Here is an 18,089-nt window from a genome sequence, read left to right as displayed (position 1 = left end):
TCGTCCCGCGCGATCCGATCCCATCTGCGGCAACGGAAAATCCGGGCGGTGATCCCGCAGCCGGCGGACCAAGCCGCCAACCGCAAGCGGCGCGGCCGGCTCGGGGGCCGTCCACCGGCCTTCGACCGCAACGCCTACAAGCAGCGCAACACCGTCGAACGGTGCATCAACAAACTCAAGCAATGGCGCGGCCTGGCCACCCGCTACGACAAGACCGCCACCATCTACCTCGCCGGACTCCACCTCGCCGCCATCTTCATCTGGTCAGCCAGATGATCCACAAGACACGCCCTAGGGGCCGGCAGCCGCCAACGGCGAGGAGGGGCCGCCGTGGGGTGCCCCCGCAGATTTGCGTGCCGACACCAGGGCACCGAAAACGGACGAACGGCTCCGCACGCAGCTCGAGGAGGCACCCCGCGGTGGCACCGACCCACGACGAGTGGCGCCCGCAGACGCCAACGCACCCGCACGGGAGGGCGGGCGGGAAAAACAAAGCCTCGTTACGGCCTCACGCCAAGTGACCGGTGTCGTTCCACCGTTCAAGCGCCGGCTCCCCGTACGCCCACCCCAGGATGGACAGCGAAGCCGGGTCCAGGCGGAGTGCCGCCGCGAAGGACGGCTCGAGCCCGAGCCATCGCGCGCCGAGGACGCGCAAGAAGTGGCCGTGCGCGAAGACGAGGACGTCGCGCTCGGCGGAGCGCGCCCAGCCGACGACCTGGTCGGCGCGGGCCGCGACGGAGGCGAGGGCCTCGCCGCCGCTGACACCGTCGCGCCAGATGTTGAACCCGGGCCGGAGGCCCTGGAGCTGGGCGGGAGTGAGCCCCTCGTAGTCGCCGTAGTCCCATTCGAGAAGGGCGTCCCACTCCTTGGCGGCGGCGCCGAAGCCGACGAGTTCGCAGGTCTCGGCGGCGCGCAGCAGGGGGCTGGTGCGGACCTCGACGTCGGGGAGGCCGTTCCAGGGGGCGCGGGCGAGCCGGTCGCGCAGGAGGCGGACGGTGCGCCGCCCGTCCTCGGTCAGCGGGATGTCGGTGCGGCCGGTGTGCCGCCCGGACAGGGACCATTCCGTCTGGCCGTGCCGGACCAGAAGGATGCGCGGAGCCATGCGGCGGGGCCTTTCGGAGAGGGGACCGGGGAGGAAAACGGCCCCCCATCATCGCGCACGGCGACGTGGAGTCACCGCGCAGAGCCTCCTCAGAGCCCCCGCCCGCCCCCGAGCAGCCCGTCGAGGATGCCGTCGAGCCCGAACTCGTACTGCTCGGTGCGCTGGTCCTGGGCGCAGAGGAGTTCGGGGGCGAGGCTGACGAGAGCGGGGTAGCGGTCCGCCGGAAGGGCGTCGAGCTTGGCGCGGACCCGGTCGCGGACGCCCTCCTCGCACAGGGCGCGGGCGCGGCGGGTGTTCCACAGGGCGGAGCCGACGGTGTACTGCATGAGCGCGACGTGGGCGCGGGCGGCGGCGGTGCGGTCGAGGCCGGCGCGGCGCAGCAGGTCGAGCATGCGGTCGATGACGGCGATGGCGTCGTCGCCCCGCAGCGGCCGGATGGTGAGGAGTTGGAGGGCCGAGGGGTGTTCGGTGAAGAGCCGGTAGACGCCCCGGCAGACTTCGCGCAGTTCGCCGCGCGGGTCGCCCGTGCCGGTCCGCGGAAGCTCTATCGTGTCCATCAGGCGCTGCGCGACGGCGTCGCTGATCTCGTCCTTGCCGCGGAAGTGGGAGTAGACCGCCATGGTGCCGACGCCGAGTTCCTGGGCGAGGGCGCGCATGGTGAACGCCTCGGCACCGTCGCGGTCGAGCAGGGCGATCGCGGCGTCGAGGATACGGTCGGCGTTGAGCGAATTGCGGGGAGCGCGGCGCCGTGGGGAGCGGACCGGCTGGGTGACGGACATCCGACTCTCTTGATCGATACGGCAAGGATCAATACGTCGAGGAAGGCAACCCGGGGAGCGGACCGGGCGTCCTCGATGGCACATACCCTGCTACGGAACGTTGAACACCGTACGATGTCGGAGTTTCTTCCGTAGTTCCGGGCCGGTGTACGTGACGTTTAACGTACGTCGTACGGTAGAGGGTACGCGCAATCACCATGACCGCCCGCCCGCGGCCCCGGAGAACCTGGAGAGACGTCCGCATGACGATCACCGCCACAGCGCCGCGAGCCGCCGCGTACCGGGGCAAGCTGCGCTGGTGGACCGAGCTGCCGCTCATCGCGGTGATATACGGGCTCTACTCCGGTGCGCGCCTGCTGGTCAGGGGTGACGTGGACGACGCCGTGGAGCACGGCGCGGACATCCTGCACGTGGAACAGCTCACGCATCTGGACCCGGAGCGCTGGTTCAACCGGCTCTTCACCGATCACGCGTTCCTCGGGGTTCCGGCGGACTTCGCGTACGCCTCGCTGCACTATGTGGTGACCCCGGCGGTCCTGGTGTGGCTGTGGCGCCGGCGTCCGACGCACTATCGGATGGCGCGCACCTGGCTGATGATCTCGACGCTGATCGGCCTGATCGGCTTCACGGTGGTCCCGACCGCCCCGCCGCGGCTGATCAACCACGGCTTCATCGACACCATGGCGCAGTACGGCTCGTACGGCTGGTGGGGCACGGACGCGAGCGCCCCGCGCGGTATGGGGCATCTCACCAATCAGTACGCGGCGATGCCGAGCCTGCACGTGGGCTGGTCGCTGTGGTGCGGGATCATGCTGTGGCGCTACGGGCGCAACCGAGTGGTGCGCACGCTCGGCGTGCTGTATCCGCTGGTGACGGCGTGTGTGGTGATGGGTACGGCGAACCATTACCTGTTCGACGCGGCGGCCGGTGTCGCCACGATGGGGCTGGGTTATGTGCTGGCCAAGCCGGCGCTGCGGGCCACGGACCGGCTGCTGGCGCGGGTGACGAAGGCGCTGGGCAGGACGCCGCGGGCGGCGGACGAGAGCGTGTCGGCGTCGGCCGTGGTGGCCGCGCACGTCACCAAGGGCGAGGCCGGTGACGGCGTCGAGGGTCTGTCGGCGTCGGGGCTGACGGCGACGGTTCCGGCGGCGGCCGGGGCGGGCGGCCCGGTGCCGCAGCCGCGGACGGTGTCGGTGCCGCGGCGCGCGGACGGTTCCACGGGCCCGGACGGGGCGGATTCCGCCGGTTCCGAGGCGCCGCGTCCCGCGGGTGAACACGCCGGACAGGGCCGGATGTCGTAGCCGGGTGCCACACTTTCGCGGGTGAGCACTACGCACCACCATTCGCTGCGGAAGCGGCTGGCCGATCTGCGCGGCCCCGGCACCGCTCCCCGTCCGCTGGACGCGCGGGCGCTGGCCGCGCTCGCGGCCAATCCGGGCTGCCGGCGCCGCGCGCTGATGGACGCCGCCGGGGTCGACAAGGGCGCGGTCGCCGAAGTGCTGGGCGCGCCCGCCCGGTTCGGCCAGTCCCGGTTCGCGTTCTCGCGCGGTCACGCCTTCGAGGCGCGGGTGAAACGGGACGGCTGCGCCGAATTGCTGCGGCTGCTGGGCGCGGCCGATCCCGGGGTGCCCGCCGAGGTGCCGGATCTGGCGGCGCCGGGTCCCGAGGGGCGGGCGGCGCGCACGCGGCTGGCGCTGGCCGAGGCGCCGGCGGGTTCGTGGACGCTGCTTGACCATCCGCTGCTGGCCCTGGAGGTCGCGGGTTCGCTGGCGTATCTGGAGCCGGACGCGGTCGCGGTGGCGCCGGACGGCCGCTGGACGGTGGTGGAGATCAAGTCCTTCCCGATCCTGGACGGCGGCGCGGACGCGCAGAAGGTGGGCGCGGCGGCCCGGCAGGCGGCGGTCTACGTGCTGGCGCTGGACGCGGTGGAGCCGGGGCGGGCCCGGCCCGATGTGCTGCTGGTGTGCCCGAGGGACTTCTCCAATCTGCCGACCGCCGAGTGGGTGGACGTGCGCAAGCAGCTCGCGGTGACCGGGCGGCAGTTGACGCGGCTGACGCGGATCGAGGACATCGCCGCCACGCTCCCGGAGGGCACCACCTTCGACCTGCGGTACGCGGCGGACGGCAGTACGCCGACCCGGTCCCGTATCGAGTTGAGCCAGGCCGTGGACGCGGTGCCCGCGGCGTACGCGCCGGAGTGCCTGTCCACCTGCGAGCTGGCCTTCCACTGCCGTGACCGGTCGCGCGCCGACGGCTGCGTGGAGTCGCTGGGCCGCGGCCTGCGCGGTGAGCTGGGCACGCTGACGACGGTGGACGCGGTGCTGTCGGCCGCGCACGGCGAGGCGGGCGACCCGGCCGATCCGGCGGTGGCGGCCCTGCGGCGGGCGGCGGCGCTGCGCGCCGAGGCGCTCGCCGCACCGGTCCCGGGTGCCGGGGTGCCCGCCCAGCAGGCCGGTGAAGGGGCCGGGGAACGGGCCGGGGACGCCGCATGTCGCTGATGAACACGCTCGCGCGCGCCGAGGCCGTCGCGGCGGGCCGGGCCGTGCCGGCGGCGACCGTACGGCACCGGCATCTGGCGGAACGGCCGCTGGTGCTGGTGCCGTTGACGACGGCCGGTGAGGCGGGCGCGCCGCTGGGCGCGATGGTCGGCACGGACCGGGACGCGCCCGTCCTGCTGGTGGTGCCGCAGCCGCTGGACCGGGAGTTGCGGTTCGGTTTCTTCGCGGGGCTCGCGGCGGCGGTGCTGCCGCTGATGGCGGCGTACGAGGACGACGTCGAGGTGGAGCCCGCGACCCGCAACCGGGAGGAGAGCGAGGTCTGCGCGGACGCGCCGCAGATCGTGGTGCCGAACAGCGCGGCGCTGGAGTACGTACGGCTGCTCGGCCGGTCCACGCGTTTCCTGCGGACCGTCGAGGATCCGGACGCGCCGCATCCGGTGCCGGTCCCGGTGCCGCTGCTGGGCCGCTGGCTGACGCATTACGGGGAGCGGGCGCGTACGCCGGGCAGCGCGCTGCTGGTGGCGATGACGGAGTTGCTGACCAGGCACTGGGCGACGGGGCAGAGTTCGATGGAGGACCAGCATCTGGGCGCGCTGCTGGGCTGGATCGATCCGCCGCCGGGTCTGGACGGCGCGGTGGCCGCCGAGCGCGCGCAGACCGACCGGGCGCCGGACGGGCTGCTGCTGAGCCCGCCGGCCGGTCCGGCCACGGATCCGCTGTTCGACAACCGGGTGCTGGCGCCGGCGATGGCCCGCTACGACGCGGCCCGTACGGACGGGGCCGACGCGGCGGAGGTGGCGGCCGCGGAGGCGGACGTACGGCGGCTGGTGGGGTCCCAGCTGCGGCCGACGTGGGACGACGTGTGGCACGGCCTGGATCTGCTGCGGGCGCTGCCCGAGGGCGCGCGGGTCGCCGACCGGTGGAAGCGGGACCGCTGGTCCTTCACCGGTCACCGGGACCGGCTGCGCGCGGGCGAGCCGCCGCAGCCCAAGCGGGACGGCGCCGTCGCCGCCGCGCAGAAGCTCGCGGGCCGGGAGACGGCGCAGGCCCGGGTCTCCGCCCAGGAGGCGCTGGACGACCCGCTGACGATGGCGGTCAGGCGGCTGGCGGGCGAGGCGTTCGCGGGCGAGGTCACGGGCGTGGAAATGACGTATTCGGAGGGCAGGCGGCCGATGCCGCGCCCGCTGCTGACGGTCCGCACCCCCGACCTGCCGCAGGCCGAGCCCGGCACGAAGGCGTACCGCGCGGTGCCGGGCGCGAAGTCCGCGCAGTCCGCCGAGATCGTCTCGGTGGCGCCGGAGGTGCGATCCGACGGGACCCCGTACGACGGCGGGCCCGCGGCCCACCTGGTGGTCGTACGGCTGACCGGCGGGATGGGCAGCGGGCGGGTGCCGAAGGAGGGGTCGGTGCCGGAGGCCGGCGCGCGGGTGGACTTCACGCTGTTCGAGCACGATCCGCGCGGCGGCCCCGGGCTGCCGGAGCCGGAGCAGACGCCGTGGACGCACGGCGGGCCGCCGGACGCCGGGGTCCCGCCCGGTACGCCGCCGCCCGCCGACGCGCCCGACCCCGTGACCGCGGAGGACTACCTGTGACGCAGCCCGTGCGAGCCGACGGCCCGGACACGGACGGAAGCGGAAGGGGGGCGGGCGGGGAGTTCGATCCGGGCCGGGCCGCCGCCGAGGCGACCGCGGCGATCCTGGAGAGCACCCTGCACGGCACCGCACGCGGTGTCGTCGTCGATTCGCCGCCCGGCGCGGGCAAGTCGACGCTCGTGGTGCGCGCGGCCCGTGAACTGGCCGCCGCGGGCGAGTCGTTGATGATCGTCGCGCAGACCAACGCGCAGGTCGACGACCTCGCGGACCGGCTCGCGACGGCGGAGCCCGAGCTGCCGGTGGGCCGGCTGCACGGCTCGGAGTCGCTGCCGGACAAGGCGCTCGACCGGCATCCGGCGCTGGTCAAGGACACGTCGGTGGCGAATCTGCGGTCCTGCAAGGTGGTGATCGCGACGGCCGCGAAGTGGGCGTACGTGAAGGACACCGAGCCGTGGCGGCACGCCATCGTGGACGAGGCGTATCAGATGCGGTCGGACGCGCTGCTCCAGGTGGCGGGGCTGTTCGAGCGGGCGCTGTTCGTGGGCGACCCGGGGCAGCTGGACCCGTTCAGCGTGGTGGGCGCCGAGCAGTGGGCGGGGCTGAGCTACGACCCGTCGGCGAGCGCGGTGGTGACGCTGCTGGCGCACAATCCGGGGCTGCCGCAGCACCGGCTGCCGGTGTCCTGGCGACTGCCCGCGTCGGCCGCGCCGCTGGTGTCGCGGGCCTTCTACCCGTACACGCCCTTCCGCAGCGGTACGGGGCACGGCGACCGGCGGCTGGTGTTCGGGGTGCCGGGGGACGGTGACGGGCCCGACCGGGTGCTGGACGAGGCGGCGGCGAGCGGCTGGGGGCTGCTGGAGCTGCCGGCCCGGCACACCCCGCGCACCGACCCGGAGGCGGTCCGGGCGGTCGCGACCGTCGTACGGCGGCTGCTGGACCGCGGCGGCCTGACGTACGCGGCGCCCGATCCCGATCCCGCGCCGCTGACCGCCGACCGGATCGCGGTCGGCACCGCGCACCGCGACCAGGCGGCGGCGGTGCGGGCGGCGCTCGCCGATCTCGGTGTCGCCGGGGTCACCGTGGACACCGCGAACCGGCTCCAGGGCCGGGAGTTCGACGTCACCGTCGTCCTCCACCCGTTGTCAGGACGCCCGGACGCGACCGCCTTCCACCTGGAGACGGGCCGGCTGTGCGTCCTGGCCTCCCGGCACCGGCATGCCTGCATCGTCGTCTGCCGCGCGGGCGTCGCCGAACTCCTCGACGAACACCCGTCCTCCGAGCCGGTCCAGCTGGGCGTGACCGTGAAGTTCCCCGACGGCTGGGAGGCGAATCACGCGGTGCTTGCGCACCTGGCCGAGCACCGGGTGGCGTGGCGGGCGTGAGCCGCGGTTCCGGGCGCGGGGGGGGCGGCCTTCACCCGTACGGGTGGGGTCTTGCACCGGCGCGGGACAATGGTGGGCGGGATCGCATCCGAGGTCACCGTGTGGAGGCAGCCGTATGGAGGTAGCCGTATGACCGAGCCGCAGTCGGCTCAGGGCCCGCAGGGCGGCGCCGCGCCGCGGCCGCGGCGGCCCGCGTCGTTGCAGTTCGAGCCGGCCGCGACCGTCGAGGACCCGGAGCACTTCTTCGATCTGGAGTCGATGGACGACCCGGGGCGGATGCTGGCGCGCGCCACGGAGCTGGCGGTCGCCTTCCGGGCCGCCGCCGACCGGGCGACGGACTTCCAGGCGATCGCCGCGGCCCAGCTGACCGATCCGCGCCGCTTCGACCGGCTGACGTACGCGGTGCTCGCCGAGCGGGCCGGGTGGACCGAGGACTACGCGAAGCGGATGGTCGAGTACGGCGAGGGCCTGATCGCGGGCGGCGGCGTCACACCCTGACGTACGGGTGCGGGCTCGGGTGCCGGCGCGGTCCCGCGTGACGGTCACGGCCCGACGGGGCGCCGCAACTGTGCCCCGCATATGCGCAGCGGCAAGGTACCTCCTCTCCTGCCCTCCTGTCCCGAATTCGTCCGATTCTCCGGACCGCCCGGGGCGCGGCCGGTACCTGTAGATGCCATGGATGAATGGCAAGGGACCGGAAGCATCGCGGCCGTGACGCACGCCGTCACCGAAGTCGTCACCGAGGCCCAGCGGCGGCAGCACACCTCGTACGTCACCCCGGAGGGCGCCGAGTGGCTGGCGTCGGCCAGCGCCTTCCCGCGCAGTGTGCGGGCCCTGTGGTCGGCGCGGCCGGGCGCGCCGAGCGTGCTGCCGTGCGGGATCGCCTTCGACGTGGTGAATCTGTCACCCCTGTTCGGCCGCAGGCTGCTGGAGCAGTTATGGGCGTCGGGTCCCGGCAGCGGTCCGGTGGCGGTGCACCGCGGCCGGCTACTGCTGCTCGTGGCGCCGGGCACCGCCCACCGGCTGCCGTCCCTGCTGAGCTGGGAGGAGTGGGGGTGCGCGGTGCCGCCGATGCTCTGTCACGGGATCGGCGACGCGGTGACCGTGCCTGCGCTGCACCCGGCCGACGCGCCCGCGGCCTGCGGGACGGACGGCGGGCCGACGGACGGCACGGACAGGACGTACGGGGCGTGCGGGGAGTACGGGGCGTACGGGGCGTCGCGGTGGCTGGTCGCGCCGGACACCCGGCACCCGTGGCTGCCCGGCGCGGACGTGGTGCTCTGGGCGTGCGTACGGGCCGCCAGGACGGCCCCGGCGAAGACCGTTCCCGCGCTGGTCAGCGCCCCTGGAACGGCATGAGTCATATCGATTTCCGCTCCCCGTGGCCGGATGCTAAGGTCTATGACGTCAGCAGGCGCCGCTAGCTCAGTTGGTTAGAGCAGCTGACTCTTAATCAGCGGGTCCGGGGTTCGAGTCCCTGGCGGCGCACAGACGGTCAAAGGCCCCTCGCGGAAGCGGGGGGCCTTCGGCGTTTCCGGCGCCGGGTCGGGGACCGTCCCGTACGCACCACCCGGGTGGCCCGCGGCCCGGACCCCGACGACCCTGGAGCCATGGTGGACTGGCTGGCCGACGCGTACCGCACGCGCATCTCGGACACCGGCCGCGAGCCGCTCTTCCTGCTCCTGGTCGGACTGATCGGCTCCTTCCTCTTCATCCGCTTCAGCACCCGGATGATCCGGCGCGGCGTGAAGTGGTGGCCGGGCAACGTCCAGCCCGGCGGCCTGCACATCCACCATGTCGTCTTCGGCCAGGCGATGATGCTGATCGGCGGCATCGGCTCCTTCGCGGTGCGCGGCGGCCCGCTGGCGCACGACGTGCTCGCGGTGATCTTCGGCATCGGCTGCGGCCTGGTGCTCGACGAATTCGCGCTGGTGCTGCATCTGAAGGACGTCTACTGGAGCGAACAGGGCCGGCAGTCCGTCGACGCGGTGATCCTCGCGGTGTCGGTGATCGGGCTGCTGCTGATCGGCCAGGCTCCGCTGGGCGGATACGTGGGCGGCGAGTCGTACCGGCAGTACGTCGTCGCCGGGGTGCTGCTGGGCTTCGTGGTGGTGTGCCTGGCCAAGGGCAAGGTGTGGACGGGGCTGCTCGGCGTGATGGTGCCGCTGCTGGCGGTCGTCGGGGCGCTGCGGCTGGCCCGGCCGGGCAGTCCGTGGGCGCGCTGGCGGTACACGGCGCGGCCGCGGCGGATGGCCAGGGCCGAGCGGCGCGAGGACCGGATCCACCGGCGGGTGGTGGTGTGGAAGACGAAGGTGATGGACGCGGTCGCGGGCGCGCCGCTGCCCTCTCCCGGCGGGCCGCGTACGGCCGCGCCGCGGCCCACCATCGTGGAGCTGCCGCCGTCGCGGATCGAGACGCTGCTGGAGGACGTGCTGCGGCCGCTGCGGCAGCCGGGCGCGGCCTTCACCGTCTGGTACCTGCGGGTGGTGTCCGCGGTCAACGCGGTGACCGGTGTGATCGCGCCCTTCCGCAACCGGGTGCGGGCGGCCTCGGACGGCGAGTATTTCACCGCGTTCCTGGTCAGCCCCGGTTTCACCGGCGCCGTGCTGGCCCTGGTGCTGTCGGTCAGCCTGCGCCGCCGCAAACGTGCCGCGTGGGTCGTGACGACCCTGCTGACCAGCGGATACGCGCTGTTGTGCGCGGCGGGGGTGGCGCTGCTGCCGGACACCCGGGGGCACCCGTTCAACTGGGTGTCGCTGGCGCTGACCGCGCTGGTGCTGGTCGCGCTGCTGGTGTCCCGCACTGTCTTCAACGTCCGCGGCGAGCGGGGCAATGTGGCGCTCGGGCTGTCGGTCTTCGTCGTCGGCGGGGCCCTCGCGATCGGCCTCGGCACGCTGCTGGTGCACGCCACCGACGAGCTGCCGCCGCGGCAGTGGGGGGCGAGCCTGCGCTACACGCTGCTGCGGGTGCTGACCGTGTCCGGGCTCTTCGACCTGCCCGAGATCTCCGTGCCGGGCTGGACGGACCTCGCGATCAATGTGCTGAGCGTGGCGCTGATGCTCGTCGTGCTGCTGGCGTTCTTCCGCTCCCCGCGCGGCCGGGACCGGCTGCTGCCCGCGGACGAGCGGCGGCTGCGCGCGCTGCTGCGGGTGTACGGGCGGCGCGACTCGCTCGGCTACTTCGCGCTGCGCCGCGACAAGGCCGTCGTCTGGACGCCGGAGCGGGACGCGGCGGTGCTCTACCGCGTCGTCAACGGTGTCGCCCTCGCCTCCGGCGACCCGGTCGGGGACCGTACCGCCTGGGCGCGGGCCGTCGGGCACTGGCTCGCCACCGCGCGGCGGCACGCCTGGGTGCCGGCCGTCACCAACGCCGGGCCGGCGGCGGCCGTCGTGTACGAGGCGGCCGGTTTCCGGGCGCTGCCCGCCGGTGACGAGGCGGTCGTGGAGGTCGCCGGTTTCCGGGCGGCCTTCGCGGAGGGGGCGCTCGCGCTGGCGGGGCTGCGGCAGGCGCACGCCGTGGTCGGCGGGGCCGGGTACTCCGCCGTGCTGCGGCGCTACCGGGAGATCTCTCCCGAGGAGATGCGGCGCCTTGCCCGGCTCGCCGACGCGTGGCGCCGCCATCCCGCCGAGCGCGGCTTCTCCGTCGCGCTCGGGCGGCTCGGCGACGCCGCCGACGGCGGGTGTCTCCTGGCGGAGTGCCGGGATCCGCGCGGGCGGACCTGTGCGGTCGTCACCTTCGTGCCCTGGGGGGCGGACGGGCTCACCCTCGATGTGCTGCGGTACGACCGGGAGTCCGGGCGCTCACCCGTCGATTTCCTCGTCACCGAGGTGCTGTTGCGGGCTGCCGCCGTCTCCCGGGTCTCGCTGAACTTCACCGCTTTCCGCGGCGCTCTTTCCTCGCGGTTGCGGCGGGCCCCTCTGCGGCTGCTCGCCCGGCTCGGGCATGTGGCGGCCCGGGAGCGGGCCTACTCCGCTTATGCGCCGCGCTGGCAGGCCCGGTATCTCCTGTACGAGCGGCGTACGGATCTGCCGCGGGTCGCGGCGGCCAACGCCATCGCCGAGGGTTTCCTCACTCCCCCGCGCCTCCGCCGCCGCCCCGCCCTCGCCCCGGACCAGGGCCCTCCGACGGAGGACGGCGCCTGATCCCCTGTCGGCGGTGCGTGATCTCCTGCGGAGTGCGGTGCGTGATCCCCTGGCCGGGGGTGCCTGAGGTCTCCTGCGGAGTGCGGGAGTCAGGTCTTTTAGGGGCGCGGGGAACTGCGCGGCCCGCCCCCACCGGGCCGTTGGTCGCACAAACAACAGCGTCTGCCCCGCTGGGGGCGGTCTTTCACCCGCGCCACGGACGTGGCTGGGCGCGCAGTTCCCCGCGCCCCTAACGAACCGCACTCCGCAGGAGAGCCTCAGGCGCCGGCTTCCGGAAGCTCTCCGCAGGAGGGGCCTCGGGTTGCGGAAAGCGGGGGGTGGGGGAGGCTGAGGGAGCCTGTGGCCGCGGAGGAAGGGCGGGACGAATGGCCCGGAAGAACGTGAGGTGGGGGGACGTGTCCCCCCGGGTACCCGGCTGGTTCGGCGAATTCTTCGCCGCCCTCGCCCTCTTCTGCGCCGCCATGGCCGTGATCTCCCCGCTGCGCCACCTGCTGGAACCCGTCCGCCGCTGGGTGGAGATCCTGACGGTCCCGGCGTCCCCCAACTTGGCGTACGCCGCCTTCCTGGTGCTGCTGGGCGGCGCGATGGCCGCGCGCAAACGGGTGGCGTACTGGATCGTCGCGGTGTTCCTCGGCCTGACGGTGCTGGCGAACGTGCTGCTGATCGCGATGAAGGAGTGGAGCGCGGTCCCGGCGCTGCTGATCACGGGCACGGTGCTGGGCGTGGTGATCGCCGCGCGCGGCGAATTCGCGGCGCGGGTGCGCAAGGGCGCGTTCTGGCGGGCCCTCGGGGTGCTGGTGTGCGGCCTCGCGCTGGGCGTGCTGCTGGGGTGGGGGCTGCTGTCGGTGTTCCCGGGTTCGCTGGAGGGCGCGAACCGGCTGCGGTGGGCGGTCAACAAGGTCGTCGGCGGTGTGAACGACCTGCCGGACGACATCGGGCACCCTCCGTACTGGGCGAATTTCTGGCTGGGCCTGTTCGGCGCGGTGGCGCTGCTGGCCGCGGCGGCGGCGCTGTTCAGGTCGCAGCGGGTGGAGGCGGCGCTGCACGGTGACGACGAGGGGCGGATCCGGGAGCTGCTGGCGAAGTACGGGGAGCGGGACTCGCTGGGCTACTTCGCGACGCGGCGCGACAAGTCGGTGGTGTTCTCGCCGAGCGGCAAGGCCGCGGTGACGTTCCGGGTGGAAGTGGGGGTGTGTCTGGCCAGTGGTGATCCGCTGGGCGACCCGGAGGCGTGGGGGCCGGCGATCGAGGCGTGGCTGGCGCACGCGGCGGCGTACGGGTGGGTGCCGGCGGTGATGGGCGCGGGTGAGGAGGGCGCGAAGGCGTACGCGCGGGCGGGGCTCGGCGCGCTGGAGCTGGGCGACGAGGCGATTCTCGACGTGGCGTCGTTCGATCTGGCCGGGCGGGAGATGCGCGGTACGCGGCAGGCGGTGAACCGGGTGCGGCGGGCCGGGGTGACCAGCCGGATCCGGCGGCACCACGATCTGTCGGCGGACGAGCTGCGGGAGGTCGTGCAGCTGGCCGACGCGTGGCGGGACACCGAGACCGAGCGCGGGTTCTCGATGGCGCTGGGGCGGCTGGGCGATCCGGCGGACGGGGACTGTCTGCTGGTGGAGGCGGTGGACGGGCAGGGCCGGGTGGTGGCGCTGCTGTCGTTCGCGCCGTGGGGGCGGGACGGGGTGTCGCTGGACGTGATGCGGCGGGACCGGGCGGCGCCGAACGGGATCATGGAGTTCATGGTCACCGAGCTGGCGGCGGGCGGGCCCGCGCTCGGGATCCGCCGGGTGTCGCTGAATTTCGCGGTGTTCCGGTCGGTGTTCGAGGAGGGCGCGCGGATCGGCGCGGGTCCGGTGCTGCGGCTGTGGCGGCGGCTGCTGCTGTTCTTCTCGCGCTGGTGGCAGCTGGAGGCGCTGTACCGGTCGAACGTGAAGTACCAGCCGCGCTGGTATCCGCGGTTCCTGTGCTATTCGGACGCCAAGGACATGGCGAGGATCGGTCTGGCCTCGGGGATCGCGGAGGGTTTCGTCGAACTCCCCCGGCTGCCGCGGCTGCGCCGCCCGCACGCGGCGCCCGTGCCCGTACCCGTGGTGTCGGTGCCCGGCGCCGCGACCGTGCCGGCGGCGGACGGGGAGAAGGCCGGGCCCGAACCCGTAGTGCACCGGGTGAAGAAGCCGAAGCACGCGCCGACCGGACCGTCCGAGCAGGTGCGGGTGCGGCTGGCGACGCTGGAGCGGTTGCGGACCGACGGCGTGGACCCGTATCCGGTGGCCGCCGCGCCGGAGTGCACGGCGGCGCAGGTGCGGGCGGCGGCGGCCGGGAGCGCGGTGTCGGTGGCGGGGCGGGTGCTGCGGGTGCGCGACCACGGCGGTGTGGTGTTCGCGACGCTGCGGGACTGGTCGGGCGATGTGCAGATCATGCTGACCCGGGACCGTCTCGGACAGGACGGTCTGCGACGGTTCGACGCAACGGTGGACCTGGGCGATCTGCTGCGGGTGGAGGGCACGGCGACGGTCAGCCGCTGCGGTGAGCCGACGGCCGAGGTCTCCGCATGGACGCTGACCGGCAAGTGCCTGCATCCGCTGCCGGACAAGCGGCGCGGCCTGACCGACGCGGAGGCGCGGGTGCGGCAGCGCTATCTGGCGCTGGCGGTCTCGCCGGAGGTGCGGTCGGTGCTCGGCGCCCGCAGCGCGGCCGTGCGCGCGGTGCGCGAGACGCTGGCCGGGCGCGGCTTCCTGGAGGTCGAGACGCCGATGCTGCAACCGGTGCACGGCGGCGCGAACGCCCGCCCGTTCACCACCCACATCAACGCCTACGACCTGGACCTGTATCTGCGGATCGCGCCCGAGCTGTATCTGAAGCGGCTGTGCGTGGGCGGGGTGGAGCGGGTCTTCGAGCTGGGCAGGACCTTCCGCAACGAGGGCGTGTCGTACAAGCACAACCCCGAGTTCACGATGCTGGAGGCGTATCAGGCGTTCGCTGACTACGACGTGATGCTGGACCTGACGCGCGAGCTGATCCAGGCGGCGGCGGTCGCGGCGAACGGTACGCAGGTGGCGCGGCGGCCGGACGGCACCGAGGTGGACCTGTCGGGGCGGTGGCCGGTGCGGACGGTGTTCGGGGCGATCTCGCAGGCGCTGGGCGAGGAGGTCGACGCGGGCACGCCGCTGAAGCGGCTGCGGGAGCTGTGCGACGCGGCGAAAGTCCCGTACGGGACGGACGACGCCGCCGAGGACGTGGTGCTGGAGATGTACGAGCGGCTGGTCGAGGAGCGCACGACGGAGCCGTGCTTCTACAAGGACTTCCCGACGGGTGTGTCGCCGCTGACCAGGCAGCATCGCGACGATCCGCGGCTGGCCGAGCGCTGGGACCTGGTGGCGTACGGCACGGAGCTGGGCACGGCGTACACCGAGCTGACGGATCCGGTGGAGCAGCGGGCGCGGCTGACCCGGCAGTCGCTGCTGGCGGCGGGCGGTGATCCGGAGGCGATGGAGCTGGACGAGGACTTCCTGACCGCGCTGGAGTACGCGATGCCGCCGACCGGCGGGCTCGGGATCGGCGTCGACCGGCTGGTGATGTTCCTCACGGGCCGGACGATCCGGGAGACCCTGCCCTTCCCCCTCGTTCGCCGCCGATAGCGCCGATCCGGGCCTGTTGATCATGGCCGGGGGCGGGCGTACGGGCCGGCCGGGTCCGCGCGCGGCGTGTTTACGGTGGTCCGCATGGAGTACAAAACCGGACGATCTGGCTTCCCGGGCCGTACGGCGGTGCGGCGGACCGCCGCTGCCGTCGCGACCGCCGCGCTCGCCGGGGCCGCGCTCGCGGCGTGTGGCGGCGGTGCGGGGCACGGCGCCGCGGCGGCGGGCGCCGACGACGGGCGGGGCGGTACGCGGGCGCCGTCGGCCGGCGCGTCCACACCGGGCATCCCGTCGCAGCGGACCGCGCCGCCGGACGGCGGCGACGGCAACGGCAACGGCGGGACGGCCACCTCACCGGACCGGGACGCACCGACCGGCGGTACGGGGCCGGACCGTACGGGAAGCGGTCCGTCCGGGACCGTCCCGTCGCAGACGGTTCCCGGCGGGAGCACCGTGCCCGGCACCACTCCCCCGACGACGGACGGCACCGCCCCCTCCGGCACCCGGCCCGCCGAGTCGATCCAGCACTCGCTGGAGGACGGCGGCAAGTCCGTCGCCCTGACCTTCGACGACGGGCCCGACCCGCGCTGGACCCCGCAGGTCCTGGCGCTGCTGGCGCGGCACCACGCGAAGGCCACCTTCTGCGAGATCGGCCCGAGTGCCGCCGCCCACCCCGGGCTGGTGCGCCGGATCACCGCCGAGGGCCACCGGTTGTGCGACCACTCGGTGCACCACGACGAGCGGCAGAGCGGCAAGTCCCTGGCGTACAACACCCATGAGATAGCCGACGCGCAGCGCGACATCGCCAAGGCCGCGGGCCCGGGCGCGAAGCTCTGGTACTACCGGGCGCCCGGCGGCGACTTCACCCCGCCGATCCGGCGCATCGCCGCCGACCACGGGCTGCGCCCGCTGGGCTGGACGGTGGACTCGCGGGACTGGGAACGGCCGGGCACGGCCAAGGTGCTGGCGACGATCGGGCGCGAACTGCGGCCGGGTTCCATCGTGCTGATGCACGACGGCGGCGGCGACCGCCGCCAGACCGTCGCGGCGCTGGCGAAGCTGCTCGACACGCTCGACGCGCAGGGGTGGACGTACAGCTTCCCCGCCCGCTGATCGGGCGGCCGGCGCGATAGCGTTCAGGAGGCGTTCCCGCCATCCGTCGGTACCTCTTGGAGGCTTCACCATGGCAACCACCCGCACCGCGACGACCCAGTGGAAGGGCCCGCTGATGGGCGGCGCCGGGACCGTCTCGCTGGACACCTCCGGCGTCGGCTCGTACGACGTCACGTGGGCCTCGCGCGCGGAGGAGGCGAACGGCAAGACCAGCCCCGAGGAGCTGATCGCCGCCGCGCACTCGTCCTGCTTCTCGATGGCGCTCTCGCACGCGCTCGCGGGCGCGGGCACGCCGCCGGAGACGGTGCAGACCAAGGCGAGCGTCACCTTCCAGCCGGGCGAGGGCATCACCGGCATCGTGCTGTCGGTGCAGGCCCGTGTCCCCGGCATCTCCGCCGAGGACTTCGAGGCGGCGGCGCAGGGCGCCAAGGCCAACTGCCCGGTCAGCAAGGCGCTCGCGGGCACCACCATCACCCTTGAGGCCGAACTCCTCGCCTGAGTCGGCCGATTGACGCCGCGTCAGGCCGATGGCGCGTCAGCGGCGGGTGACGTGGATCCTCCACTCGCCCGCCGCTGTTCTGCCCAGCACGGTGAAGGTCAGCTGCGCGGCCGGGTCGGTGTAGCTCTGGCCGACCTCGAAGGGCGCGTCGTTGAGGGAGTTGAAGGCGCCGCTGCTGAAGTCGCAGGCGGAGGTGTGCGGATGGGCGTCCACGACGGTCACCGGGCCCTTGCCGGAGTCGACGTCGGTGCGCACCCGGTAGGCGAGCACTCCGGCCCGGCAGGCGTCCCGGTCGTTGCCGAGCTGCTGCCTGGCCTCCAGTACGAACACCCCGGTGCGGCTGTACGGGACGACGATCGCCTTGAGGCCGCCGCGGACCTCGTCGGCGCGCAGGGTGTACGTGGCGTCGGTGCGGCCGGTGACGCAGGCGATCTGCCGGTCGTCGATCCAGCCGAGCTTCCACTTGTGCCAGGTGAAGAGGTCGCCCTGCAGGCCCCAGTCGAGCGACATGCTGTCCCACTGTCCGGCGAGCCGGTCGGTGCGCGGGAAGTCGTCGGCGGCGTAGAGGTCGGGCAGGCCGAGGGCGTGGCCGTTCTCGTGGCTGAGCACGCGCGGTCCCGACTGGTCGTGCCCGTAGATCAGCGACACCTTGTCGAGGTGGGCGCCGTCGTCGGTGGTGGCGGCGGACGCGCCGGTCCAGGTCACGGAGAGCACCGCCTCGTCGGCGGGCGGCCCGGCATTGGGCGTGACGAGGATGTTGAGGATGTCGTAGCCGCTGAAGTCGATGTCGTGGTCGGCGACGCGGAGCAGGTCGCGCATCATCTCGGTGTGCGCGTCCCAGCCGTAGCCGCGGCCGATCCCGTAGGCGGTGAACGGCCGCGGCATGCGTATGTAGCGCAGCACCGGTGTGGATCGGTAGTCCAGGCGGCCGTAGGAGCTGACGGCGTACCACTTCTTGACGGCGGGGAAGAACTCGCCGTAGCGCTCGGCGGCGCTGTACGGGGCGGGCGCGTCGGGGAAGTCGATCAGCAGGGTCAGGGCGCGCACGGTGCCGGTGGACGGGGCGAATTCGGCGCCTGGGCCGCGGCTGGAGTCGTCGGGGAAGCCCTCGGACATGGCGACGCCGGGCACGGCCCGCAGGGCGCAGGGCCGGGCGGCGGGCGGCGGCGAGGCGTGCAGGGCGGGGGCGCGCGGCCCGGCGGATACGGTGCTGCCGACGGCGAGCAGGCCGAGCGCGCCGAGCGCGGCGCAGCGCAGTCCCGTCCTGGTCAGCCGGCGCCGGCCGCCGCCCGGCCCCGCGCCCTGGGTGCCGGACGGCGTGGCGTCCGGCCTCTTCGGGGAGGCCAT

General features: G+C 74.0%; 14 protein-coding genes and 1 tRNA gene. 12 read left to right on the top strand and 3 right to left on the bottom strand.

From position 1 onward, the window contains the following. Nucleotides 1-276: transposase (locus tag BM076_RS29220; RefSeq protein WP_143120667.1), on the top strand; the 276-nt coding region annotated here is incomplete at its 5' end. Nucleotides 277-508: 232 nt separating this feature from the next. Here BM076_RS29220 and BM076_RS29215 read toward each other — a convergent pair. Then, nucleotides 509-1,102, bottom strand: coding sequence for a histidine phosphatase family protein (locus BM076_RS29215; RefSeq protein WP_093716727.1), 594 nt, complete (start codon nt 1,100-1,102; stop codon nt 509-511). Nucleotides 1,103-1,191: 89 nt separating this feature from the next. After that, complete coding sequence (locus BM076_RS29210; protein WP_093716726.1) at nt 1,192-1,881, bottom strand: TetR/AcrR family transcriptional regulator; 690 nt, start codon at nt 1,879-1,881, stop codon at nt 1,192-1,194. A gap of 242 nt (nt 1,882-2,123) precedes the next feature. Here BM076_RS29210 and BM076_RS29205 point away from each other — a divergent pair, with 242 nt between their 5' ends. The 11 genes from BM076_RS29205 to BM076_RS29155 all read left to right on the top strand — a co-directional run bounded on the left by BM076_RS29205 (nt 2,124) and on the right by BM076_RS29155 (nt 16,742). Continuing rightward, nucleotides 2,124-3,182: a phosphatase PAP2 family protein gene (locus BM076_RS29205; protein ID WP_093716725.1), complete on the top strand. Its 1,059-nt coding sequence runs from the start codon at nt 2,124-2,126 to the stop codon at nt 3,180-3,182. A 21-nt stretch (nt 3,183-3,203) separates the two neighbouring features. Beyond that, the gene (locus BM076_RS29200; protein ID WP_245796482.1) at nt 3,204-4,379 is read left to right on the top strand and encodes a hypothetical protein; all 1,176 of its coding nucleotides are present in this window, start codon (nt 3,204-3,206) and stop codon (nt 4,377-4,379) included. Continuing rightward, nucleotides 4,370-5,971, top strand: a complete 1,602-nt coding sequence (locus tag BM076_RS29195; protein ID WP_093716724.1) for a hypothetical protein — start codon at nt 4,370-4,372, stop codon at nt 5,969-5,971. Before BM076_RS29200 ends, BM076_RS29195 begins: the two co-directional genes overlap by 10 nt. A gap of 8 nt (nt 5,972-5,979) precedes the next feature. After that, nucleotides 5,980-7,353: an AAA family ATPase gene (locus tag BM076_RS29190; protein ID WP_093716742.1), complete on the top strand. Its 1,374-nt coding sequence runs from the start codon at nt 5,980-5,982 to the stop codon at nt 7,351-7,353. Nucleotides 7,354-7,482: 129 nt separating this feature from the next. Continuing rightward, nucleotides 7,483-7,851 carry a hypothetical protein gene (locus BM076_RS29185; RefSeq protein WP_093716723.1) on the top strand — a complete coding sequence of 123 codons (369 nt, stop codon included), beginning with the start codon at nt 7,483-7,485 and terminating at the stop codon, nt 7,849-7,851. Nucleotides 7,852-8,064: 213 nt separating this feature from the next. Next, on the top strand, nt 8,065-8,712 hold the full coding sequence (locus tag BM076_RS29180) for a bifunctional DNA primase/polymerase (protein WP_093716722.1): 648 nt from the start codon (nt 8,065-8,067) through the stop codon (nt 8,710-8,712). A gap of 55 nt (nt 8,713-8,767) precedes the next feature. Further along, nucleotides 8,768-8,841: transfer RNA gene (locus BM076_RS29175), tRNA-Lys, on the top strand. A 122-nt stretch (nt 8,842-8,963) separates the two neighbouring features. After that, on the top strand, nt 8,964-11,495 hold the full coding sequence (locus tag BM076_RS29170; RefSeq protein WP_107416995.1) for a phosphatidylglycerol lysyltransferase domain-containing protein: 2,532 nt from the start codon (nt 8,964-8,966) through the stop codon (nt 11,493-11,495). A gap of 365 nt (nt 11,496-11,860) precedes the next feature. After that, nucleotides 11,861-15,130: a bifunctional lysylphosphatidylglycerol synthetase/lysine--tRNA ligase LysX gene (lysX, locus tag BM076_RS29165; protein ID WP_093716721.1), complete on the top strand. Its 3,270-nt coding sequence runs from the start codon at nt 11,861-11,863 to the stop codon at nt 15,128-15,130. Between the two features lie 84 nt (nt 15,131-15,214). Further along, complete coding sequence (locus BM076_RS29160; protein ID WP_093716720.1) at nt 15,215-16,243, top strand: polysaccharide deacetylase family protein; 1,029 nt, start codon at nt 15,215-15,217, stop codon at nt 16,241-16,243. 70 nt (nt 16,244-16,313) lie between these two features. Then, nucleotides 16,314-16,742 carry an OsmC family peroxiredoxin gene (locus BM076_RS29155; RefSeq protein ID WP_093716719.1) on the top strand — a complete coding sequence of 143 codons (429 nt, stop codon included), beginning with the start codon at nt 16,314-16,316 and terminating at the stop codon, nt 16,740-16,742. A gap of 36 nt (nt 16,743-16,778) precedes the next feature. On the opposite strand, the gene BM076_RS29150 is transcribed toward BM076_RS29155, so the two are convergent. Beyond that, on the bottom strand, nt 16,779-18,089 hold the full coding sequence (locus tag BM076_RS29150; protein ID WP_093716718.1) for a M6 family metalloprotease domain-containing protein: 1,311 nt from the start codon (nt 18,087-18,089) through the stop codon (nt 16,779-16,781).

Source organism: Actinacidiphila alni, assembly GCF_900112845.1.
GTDB classification, from domain to species: domain Bacteria; phylum Actinomycetota; class Actinomycetes; order Streptomycetales; family Streptomycetaceae; genus Actinacidiphila; species Actinacidiphila alni.
The sequence above is the reverse complement of the archived record's forward strand: the minus strand, read 5'-3'. Positions and strand labels throughout refer to the sequence as shown.